We start from the raw sequence: 8724 nt of genomic DNA, 5'->3' as shown, positions 1-8724 counted from the left end.
ACCAGAATCTAAGGTCTTACGGCGTTATCGCTGTCTAATTTTGTCCGGACTATTGCTGTATAAGTAATAAATCAATATCAGGAAGCGCAATCCAACGATCGTATCCATTCCCTAATTCTGTCGGACATCGGCAAACAACATCTTCAAAACCCTGTCCTAAAAATTGACGATCGTGCTGCCAAAGCTGACGATACTCTTGTTCCGAAAATGTATGAGTTGATTTAGTCAAGTTATGGCTCCTCTTCGTCTGAATCACCATCTGCTGAGAAGGACAAGGCTGAAGGAATACAAGCAAACAGCGCAGATTCTATCTGTTTGGGAAGCTTGTCCCAGATCAAAGCACCTTTGCGATGGTTCATGTACATCCGTGTAAGCTGGAGTAAAGCAGAGGCGTGTTCTTCATCGGGCGGCAAATCAACTAGCAGATAGCTTCGTTTTTCTGGATTTGCCAAAGCAACAACACAGCCCCGACTGCACGCCCACAAACATCCAACAGGTTTGATTTCTAGCTCCTCTGCGGCAAATTGTTGAACCGATAGAGTGTTGAGCGTATCAAGCAAAACGCCGCCATCGAGAGGCTGATTTTCTGCGGGTTCCTCAGAAGAGCGATGACAGGATTTACAAACAAAGAGAGTATGCTTGGTCATGGATTTAGAGGGTGTGAAAGTAATAGCTGGGGAAGCTCTTCTAGCATTAGGAAACTAGACATCGGTTCACCAATTACACTACCCCATAATGTGTAATCGACAAAGTAAACTCGTTTTTCTTTCCAGGCTTGTGAGTTCCGTAATAGAGGAGTTTCAGCCCATTTTTGTTTGAGTTCTGTGATCGGAGCTTGGTAAGTCGATCGACCATCCCAACTATCGAGCCAGGTACTCACAATCATCATATCTGTATCAATTTGAGCAAGGGTTTCCAGGTTAATCTGTGGTCTGTCTCCCAGTTGTTTGGCTACATCTGTAAGTGGTACAGGTTGAAATCCCAGGTTCCTCATAAGCTGGTCAGCCTCTCCGCTGTTCATCACCTCGATATAGTCCATTGTTCGGCTACAAGCAATATTGAGAACTCTTGGATGAGTTTTCACTAGTGTCGCGAGTTGGGTGCGAACTTTCTCCAGTTGTTGCTGTTGTGAGGTAACGACTGATGATACATTCTCTCGATAGTTCAAAGCTTGAGCAACCGTTTTAAGGTTATCGCGCCAATCCTGTTTATGATCAATCAAGATAGTTGGAGCAAGCGAAGAAAATACCTGGTGTGCTTGACCCTTCAAACCTAGGATCAAATCAGGTTTAAGTAAAGTTAGAATTTCTAGAGAAGGAGAAGAACGATCGCCTAAATTTATTGGCTGACTGGTGACAAATTTACCCAGGTAAGGGATTTGTTCACTAGGATTGTCGAATTGGCGCGATCGCACCAAATAAGCATCGGCATAAGCCGCAGGCTGCACACCAAGTGCTAACATCAGACTCAACAGCTTAGGTTCAAGAACCGCGATCTTTTGAGGTGTACCGCAAATCTGAGTTTTTCCTCCTGCATGTTCCACGCTTCGACAATCAGCAGATGGCGATCGGTGACTTTCTAACCTAGAATTTTGAGGGCTACCACCTTGACAAGCGGTAATCAAGATAGCTATTAGCAAAGCCCAGCTAATGTATTTAGAAAAGAAAGCGATCGTGCTGCGGCAAGTTTCCAGGAACATTGTGAACTCAATAACAATCAGGCTCAGAACTGAATCGAGAACGAGCCGATTACAGTGAAAGGGGCACCAGGATAGATGATATCTCTACCTTGAGAAGTCTCATAGTAAGTTTTATTAAAAAGATTTCGGAAATTCAGTGCTATTCTCCAGTTATCCCGCTTGTAGTAAATTGCTGAATCTGTTCTAAAGTAGCTGGGTAGAATGCTTGTATTTTCCAAGTCAGCGTTTCTATCTCCCACATAGTAAAGTCCCAAGCCAAAGCCCAAACCCTTTAAGTTACCGCTTTGAAGTTCATAGCTAGTCCACAAGCTCGCTGCATGTCTGGGAACATTAATCAGCCGATTCCCCACAGGAATGTTGTTATCTTCCGAGGTGATCGCATCGGTATAGGCGTAAGATGCAATGATATTCCAACCTGGTGAAATTTCACCGCTAATATCTAGCTCAATGCCCTTGCTTTTCTGTTCTCCCACCTGTATCGAAGAATCGGGATCGTTGGGGTCGGGGGTCAAAACGTTGGTTTTAGTAATTTGAAAGGCTGCTAGAGTTGCCGAAAGTCGGTTACTGATATCTGCTTTGATACCGATTTCATACTGTGTTCCTTCTGTTGGTTTGAAGGGTTCGCTTGTTGCAGATCGACCGAGAAATCGATCGGGTTGAAACGATCGAGCATAGCTGGCATAGAGAGAAATGGGTTTAATGGGTTGGTAAACAATACCAGCACGGGGACTAAAAGCAGTGAGAGATTCTTCTTCAGGGGTTCCGAAGTCATCTTTGCGGCGGAAAGCATCAAAGCGACCTCCCACTAAAAGTTTGAGGTTTTCTGCTAAGGTAATTTGATCCTGAAGATAGATCCCCAGGGTATCTCTTCGGGTTGTGTAAGAGAACGTTTTTTCATCAGGGATAGCAGGGAATTCAACATCATAATTGGGATTAAAAATGTCTAGCAGGATGGGGTCTGCCACATCGAACGAGCTATAAGTCCAGTCATTTCTTCTTAGCTCTACCCCCAGTAAGGGTTGATGAACAATCGATCCCGTCTTGAACCGTCCTACTAATTCTGTTTGCAGGGTGTAGATTTTTCGTGAGAGATTGTCCCGACCAATATAAATTGGGGCAAATTGATCATCAACTAGCCCATAGCCTCCAATGGCATAAGTCCCTTCTGATCGACCGGACACAAAAGAAAACGCATTGCGAAGTTGCCAGTCTTTGCTAAATTGATGCTCCAGTCTGTAGCCAACCCGAAACGTGCTATCGTCATAAACGCTTTGTGGCAGACCGATCAATCGACTAATGGGAATAGGAGCAGGTCGATCGCCCAGAGAAAGAAGTCCACGATCGAAGAGGTAATTACTGTTCTGGTATTCAAGGTCGAAAGTTAAGGTTGTGCGATCGCTAATATTCCAGGTAATGACGGGCGCAACAAAAACACGTTCTGTAAAGTTAAAATCTCGAAAACTCTCAGAATTTTGATAAGCGGCATTTAACCGATATAACACTGAACTATTAGGGGTAAGCGGTTCAGAAATATCAAAACTGGGGCGATAAAAAGCATAGCTGCCGACATTGAATTCTGCTGAATAGTAGGGAGTTCTGAGCGGTTGTTTTGTGATCACATTGACAATTCCTCCCGGTTCAGCCTGACCAAATAGAACAGAAGCAGGCCCTTTGAGAACTTCTATTCGATCGATATTTGCTGTATCGACCGTAGAGTAAAAGTCATTGTCAGCCAATCCATTGCGGAAATTTCCATCCTGAGCAAAGCCACGAATGTTAAATCCACCCGCATCTGTACCTCCGTAGTTACCTTCTTTACGGACACCGCTAACATTCTCCAATGCCTCTTGTATTCGCGTTGTCTTTTGGTCGTCTAAGATTTGACGGGGAATTACTTGAATCGAACCGGGAATATCTCGCAATGGAGTATCAGTTCTGGTCGCTGTACTTGCATTAGGTACGCGATAGCCACGTTGCTGCTGTTCCGTTACAACAATCTCTTCATCGGGTTCATCCGGCTCCGAATTCAAACTGTAGCTCAATCTTCCTGCTTTCAGACTGACTTCAGAGGTAGGCAGGCTATTAATTCCTGCTACGCTCACTCGAACGATGTTGGTTTCCTGTTGGACAACGCGCACACTGGCAATGTCAGCAGTCGGATTATCAGCAACAAAGGCTTGAGATCCCGGTAATACCAGTACAGCATTTGGAATATCCGCAATTCGGTTATTGCCTTCCGATCGAAATTTGCTCGCATCAATTTGTAGCGGTTTGCCCTCTGCCGTTTGTAAAACGATCTCCAGCCCTGAATCGCACCGATTCAGGCTCACTCCTGTTACTTGCACAGTAGCCGCTTCGATTTGAGCAATCCATTCATTAACTGTAGTAGCGTGGCGATTGTGATGAGTAGACTTAGTTTCCGCCAATCCTGATAAAGCAGACCCGCTCACTAAACTGCCTGACAGCACGAACATTGATCCATAAAATCGGACTTTACTCATGCACTGCGAATTGATTCTGCTCATCTTCCACACACCAACGAAAGCTCTAACTAAGAATTACTTTCAAGAAGATATCGGGAAACAGAAGGGAATAGACGATCGCGATCGCGCACAAACGGATTGTTTTGCTCCTCAAACGGATTTTTTGCTTAGTAGGTAGGACTGAGGATTCATGCCAAACTGTTTCCGAAATGCTTCGGCAAAACGGCTTTGGCTGGCGTATCCCACTGACTGAGCCACTTCTTTCACATTCATGCGTCGCTCAGTAAGCAATTGACGTGCTGTTTCCATCCGATGTTGATGTAAATAGCCAAACACCGTCGTTCCAAACACCTGCCGGAATCCGCCCTTCAACTTAAAATCATTCAACCCAACCTGCCGCGCGAGTTCCATCAGCGACGGAGGATGATCAGCATTCTCCGTCATGATTTTTTTAGCTAAGTGAATGCGATCGATATCATCTAGGTTTAACGAAAGGAAAGACTTGCGAGTATATTGATCTGGGTTTTTAAGCTGCTCTAACTTCAGAGCAACCAACTCCAAACATTGACTCTCTAGATAAATTTGTTTAGTTCTTCCTTGAAATGAACAGTGTAGGATCTTCTCTAACGTCGATCGCATTGCGGGTGTAATCACATTAAACTCATCAAACCGTTTTCCGTCGCAGTCTTCAATACATTCCCGAATCTCGATGGGTAGCTCTTCTAAAGTGTCGATAATCAGTCGGCTTACCTCATTCGGAGTTTCTAACTCAACATCAACTTTCAAGACTGGATCGTTGGCATAAGTAATCCATGTTCCCTTGCCTTCATAGGCTCCCCATTCCAGAAAGCTCTCCCCAGTACACTTATTATTACGATTCCCTGATAGATTAAATCCAATTTCCCAGGCTGTCTCAGACACTTCATCTTTGAGATGCAAATCGTGATGCAGTTGATAATTGAAGAGCATTAGATTGATTCCCCGGAACTGAATTGATCGGACGTATCCCTCCCCAAATTGCTCAGGCACAATCTCAACCCGTTCACAATAGCCTGAATGACTGGAAACTAAAGGAGCAGGGTTGCAAACTTTCCACAAATCATCATAGTCTGCGCGAGAGATGGTAATTGCCATGATAGGTTTAGGGAGTTGCAGGACGAATTCAGTTTAATGCAACTCATTCTCAACTAAGTGAAGAAAATAGTCAAGTGTTTAAGGTTGAATGACACTTACTTAAGGGTCGGGGTTTGAGAAAATAGAGCAAGAAAAAGCTCCAACCCTGGTCTTTTTGAGGTCACAGGCTGGGAGTGACTAAAATAACTAGCTCCACTATGCCAAACTCTGCTGAAATTCTCAAGCAAACATTCGCCAACAGGGTCGGTTTACCGTTTCAACAGATCCTGCCTGAATCTGTGATAGCCAGGGTCTTGGTCGAAGAGAACGTGAGCTATCGGGATCGTCTGTTTAATCCGTTCGTGACGCTGTGGGCATTTCTATCCCCGGTGTTCGACAGCGACAAGCGTTGTCGCAAGGCGGTGAGTCGGGTGATCAGTTGGTTAGCCAGTGCAGGGCGACCAGTCTCCACTTGACAACTGGCGTGACAGGGCGCAAGACAACATCTGAGAAACTTTATCCCATCCTCGGCTGATGCCCCTCCCCAACCGCGTCACGACCTTTATCTTTATCCCATCCTGTTGCATGTCGTTTCACAATCCCTGATTCCAGACCGTCCCAATCGTCATGAACCTAGAGTTAGAAAACGCAGACTGAAAGCCTTCCTCATAAAGCAGCCTCGCTCAATTCTCAAAGCTAGTCTAGCTCATTGATTGACCTTAAGTAAGTGCCATTCCTATCTAGTTGAGGTAGTAAAGTTGTCACCTCTTTGCTCACTCCAATAAAGATTAAAGGGAACTGATCCTTCCTCTTGGCTAGTAAGGATGCACGCTTCGACACCAACGCTACTGTAACCAGAACCAACGGCATCCCTTCGACCTTGCTGAGTAGCAGTTACGAAGTTGTCTCCCCTCTGAGAGTTCCAATACAGTGACAAGGGGTTTAATCTTGACGTTTGTGCAATGGCTGAACCAACAACTGTGAAAATTATGGCAAGACCTGCTAAGGCTGGAACTAAAGCTTTTCTAGCCAAAGTACGCATTTGAGTTACTCCTCATTACAAATATTGCTCAGACTATTTCAATCCGCGATCCTGCACAGACAATCCCATCTCAAACTTGGCTTCCCACAATTAACCCCCGGTCGCGTCCGCAACAATAGCTGAGGCGGCATAACGTTCCCAATCACCCGCCGCAGAAAACCTTGAACACTAACAGACAACCTATCAACGGTCGGGTGCATTGGGGTTGTTATGCGGGATCGCCACTATGTTTTCTCCGTTTGTAAAGCCCCTGGAAATATGCTTATAAACCCCTGGAAATATATCCAAAGCCATCGGTGCACTAGGATAAAGCAAGCAGAGATAAATTCTCATCTTCATAAAACAGTTTAATCGCGTCAAAATTTCGACGCAGCAAGCTTTCAACTTGCGATGTCGAACAGTTTCCAAGTCGCAGCCAAATAACTTTCGGTGGATTTCCAAATACTAAGCTCAAGTCGTGCATGTCAGCGTCTTTCGAGACAATCATCAAATTATTGTCTTTTGCATAATCCCAAACTATTGGATCGATCGTTGCTTTCATGCCCACATCTCGAACGTGAAGCGAGTTTGGGAAAAGATCACTTAAACGGTTCGGCAACTTGGGCGACAAGTTTTCATCAAAAAGTAATTTCATGCAGATAATGGAGCGGTCATAAACCGCCGTTCACGATCAGCGGCATAAGCAATGCATGCTTTTAAATCTTCTCGCGTCAGATCAGGAAAATCATCAAGGATTTCTGCTTCGGTCATCTCGGAAGCCAAGTACTCAAGCACTTCATAAACCGTAATACGCAAACCACGGACGCAAGGCTTACCACCACGTTTATCAGGCTCAATCGTAATGTGATTTCGGTAGTTCATAGATTATCCTCGCATCTCCATTCGTTGCCTGCGTCCCACAAGTTTTGTATCTCCTGTCTATAAAAATCATACCAGAATCCATCTTTTGTCCGTAATGTGAATTTTGGCTTTGCTCCACCTGGCACTTTAAATGCATAGTTTCTGATATACAAAATACCAGAGGCAGAATCAGGGTTGATCCCAACGACACCATATCCAAGCGGATAGTGAATTGTGCGAATTATTAGGTGAGATTTTCTTCAAATGACAAAAGGATTTTAGCCCGGTTTCAATATCAGAACATGTCGTTTTTACATTTGCTAAACCATAAACACGCATTTCTTCAAACTCAACGACCCTTGGATCTGGATGAACAGTAAGTATTTTGATTGAGTGACCTTTTTTAAGTTTTTGCTCAATAACTGAATAAAAATCTCTAGCGTGTTTTGCACCAAGTACACCAATAAGCCATATATCAGGAGCATTTTCTATATCTTGTTCTAAAGTTGGAGGTGATTTCTCGTTGAAAATACTTTCAGCAGAGGGGGTTAACTTATCAGCTAACTGCTCAACGCGGTAGCGACTGCCCAAGATGGTAATTGTTATCAAACCCAAGATAACAAGCGTTAGTGGAGCAACTAAAGTCGGTGAAAGAACACCAACTAGATTAAGAATGCCAACTAAGATCGCAGTCGGAACTGTAAGATACAGATCAATATTTTCGCTTCACTTGATATCGTTTAGTATACGATTCAGTAGCTTCATAAGTGCTTATAGAAACTGGAATGTAGCCGTATAACGACTCAAATCAGCGGCGGCAGATCACCTCGAACTTAGCACCAGTGGCTCTTAACCGTCCGCTGCATTTGAATTGTTAGCTGGCGTTGTACGCTGCTGTAGCCATTCTACCCATGCCTCGCGCCCTAGCTCACCTGATGCTATCGCCAACACAACGTGTTCCTGCTCATCTACAGAGGCGTTAATTTCCAATCTATTCAGGACAAGAAAAGTCTCCATCGCAGCATGACCTGTACGTTTGTTTCCATCCACGAATGGATGGTTCATGATAATTGAAAACCCCAATGCTGCTGCTTTTTCCAGCAAACCTGGGTACAACTCCTCTCCATCAAACGTCATTCGGGGCTGGGCGATCGCTGACTCCAACAACCCTACATCTCGAATACCAAATGCTCCACTGGATTGCTCAATGACTCTGCGATGTAGTTCCAGCACCTCGATTAACGTCAGGAAACGCATTATGCTAACCGCTGATACAACTCAGCATTTTTTGTTAGCACATAATTGGCTGCATCAACAAACTCAGGCTTTTGAGAGTTGAGCCAATCCTCCAGGCTTGCCTTCAGTAGAACTTCGAGCGCAATCCCATGAACAGTTGCTAAATCTTGCAGCTTTTGGAATTGAGTTTCTGAAAGGTCAAGGGTAATAGAAGCCACAGCGATCGCCCTCCTAGTGTTTCTGAGTCAAGTTTAACAATGAACTACTCTCAACCGCTTCGCTGAGTTGAGAGTTTCTGACGCTTCGTTTCA

Annotated in this window: 11 protein-coding genes; 1 reads left to right on the top strand and 10 read right to left on the bottom strand. The window is 44.5% G+C overall.

The window, feature by feature from the left end; translation table 11 throughout:
• Positions 1-49 precede the first annotated feature (49 nt).
• From ACKFKF_RS33250 to ACKFKF_RS33230, 5 genes are all read right to left on the bottom strand, one after another.
• Positions 50-229: a hypothetical protein gene (locus tag ACKFKF_RS33250; RefSeq protein WP_446871659.1), complete on the bottom strand. Its 180-nt coding sequence runs from the start codon at positions 227-229 to the stop codon at positions 50-52.
• A gap of 1 nt (position 230) precedes the next feature.
• On the bottom strand, positions 231-647 hold the full coding sequence (locus ACKFKF_RS33245; protein WP_446871658.1) for a DUF1636 family protein: 417 nt from the start codon (positions 645-647) through the stop codon (positions 231-233).
• On the bottom strand, positions 644-1699 hold the full coding sequence (locus ACKFKF_RS33240) for an ABC transporter substrate-binding protein (RefSeq protein ID WP_446871657.1): 1056 nt from the start codon (positions 1697-1699) through the stop codon (positions 644-646). The genes ACKFKF_RS33245 and ACKFKF_RS33240 overlap by 4 nt, the downstream gene beginning before the upstream one ends.
• 23 nt (positions 1700-1722) lie before the next feature.
• Positions 1723-4224 carry a TonB-dependent siderophore receptor gene (locus ACKFKF_RS33235; protein WP_446871656.1) on the bottom strand — a complete coding sequence of 834 codons (2502 nt, stop codon included), beginning with the start codon at positions 4222-4224 and terminating at the stop codon, positions 1723-1725.
• 108 nt (positions 4225-4332) lie between these two features.
• Positions 4333-5316 (bottom strand): helix-turn-helix transcriptional regulator, encoded by a 984-nt coding sequence (locus ACKFKF_RS33230; protein WP_446871655.1) that lies wholly within the window; start codon positions 5314-5316, stop codon positions 4333-4335.
• A gap of 197 nt (positions 5317-5513) precedes the next feature.
• Here ACKFKF_RS33230 and ACKFKF_RS33225 point away from each other — a divergent pair, with 197 nt between their 5' ends.
• Positions 5514-5771: a hypothetical protein gene (locus ACKFKF_RS33225; RefSeq protein ID WP_446869623.1), complete on the top strand. Its 258-nt coding sequence runs from the start codon at positions 5514-5516 to the stop codon at positions 5769-5771.
• A gap of 867 nt (positions 5772-6638) precedes the next feature.
• On the opposite strand, the gene ACKFKF_RS33220 is transcribed toward ACKFKF_RS33225, so the two are convergent.
• The 5 genes from ACKFKF_RS33220 to ACKFKF_RS33200 form a co-directional block, all read right to left on the bottom strand.
• Positions 6639-6971 (bottom strand): DUF5615 family PIN-like protein, encoded by a 333-nt coding sequence (locus tag ACKFKF_RS33220; protein WP_446871654.1) that lies wholly within the window; start codon positions 6969-6971, stop codon positions 6639-6641.
• Entirely contained in the window at positions 6968-7198 is a 231-nt protein-coding gene (locus ACKFKF_RS33215; RefSeq protein WP_446862449.1) for a DUF433 domain-containing protein, read from the bottom strand. Before ACKFKF_RS33215 ends, ACKFKF_RS33220 begins: the two co-directional genes overlap by 4 nt.
• A gap of 168 nt (positions 7199-7366) precedes the next feature.
• Positions 7367-7768: a hypothetical protein gene (locus ACKFKF_RS33210; protein WP_446871653.1), complete on the bottom strand. Its 402-nt coding sequence runs from the start codon at positions 7766-7768 to the stop codon at positions 7367-7369.
• A 258-nt stretch (positions 7769-8026) separates the two neighbouring features.
• Complete coding sequence (locus ACKFKF_RS33205; protein WP_446862451.1) at positions 8027-8434, bottom strand: type II toxin-antitoxin system death-on-curing family toxin; 408 nt, start codon at positions 8432-8434, stop codon at positions 8027-8029.
• The gene (locus ACKFKF_RS33200; protein ID WP_446871652.1) at positions 8434-8631 is read right to left on the bottom strand and encodes a DNA-binding protein; all 198 of its coding nucleotides are present in this window, start codon (positions 8629-8631) and stop codon (positions 8434-8436) included. The genes ACKFKF_RS33205 and ACKFKF_RS33200 overlap by 1 nt, the downstream gene beginning before the upstream one ends.
• Positions 8632-8724 lie beyond the last annotated feature (93 nt).

The organism is Phormidesmis sp. 146-12 (assembly GCF_052939495.1).
This window is presented reverse-complemented; position numbering and strand designations above follow the sequence as displayed.

Coding starts and splice junctions, on each gene's coding strand:
- ACKFKF_RS33245 (WP_446871658.1), bottom strand. CDS start 647: ATGACCAAGCATACTCTCTTTGTTTGTAAATCCTGTCATCGCTCTTCT.
- ACKFKF_RS33240 (WP_446871657.1), bottom strand. CDS start 1,699: ATGTTCCTGGAAACTTGCCGCAGCACGATCGCTTTCTTTTCTAAATAC.
- ACKFKF_RS33235 (WP_446871656.1), bottom strand. CDS start 4,224: ATGAGCAGAATCAATTCGCAGTGCATGAGTAAAGTCCGATTTTATGGA.
- ACKFKF_RS33230 (WP_446871655.1), bottom strand. CDS start 5,316: ATGGCAATTACCATCTCTCGCGCAGACTATGATGATTTGTGGAAAGTT.
- ACKFKF_RS33225 (WP_446869623.1), top strand. CDS start 5,514: ATGCCAAACTCTGCTGAAATTCTCAAGCAAACATTCGCCAACAGGGTC.
- ACKFKF_RS33220 (WP_446871654.1), bottom strand. CDS start 6,971: ATGAAATTACTTTTTGATGAAAACTTGTCGCCCAAGTTGCCGAACCGT.
- ACKFKF_RS33215 (WP_446862449.1), bottom strand. CDS start 7,198: ATGAACTACCGAAATCACATTACGATTGAGCCTGATAAACGTGGTGGT.
- ACKFKF_RS33205 (WP_446862451.1), bottom strand. CDS start 8,434: ATGCGTTTCCTGACGTTAATCGAGGTGCTGGAACTACATCGCAGAGTC.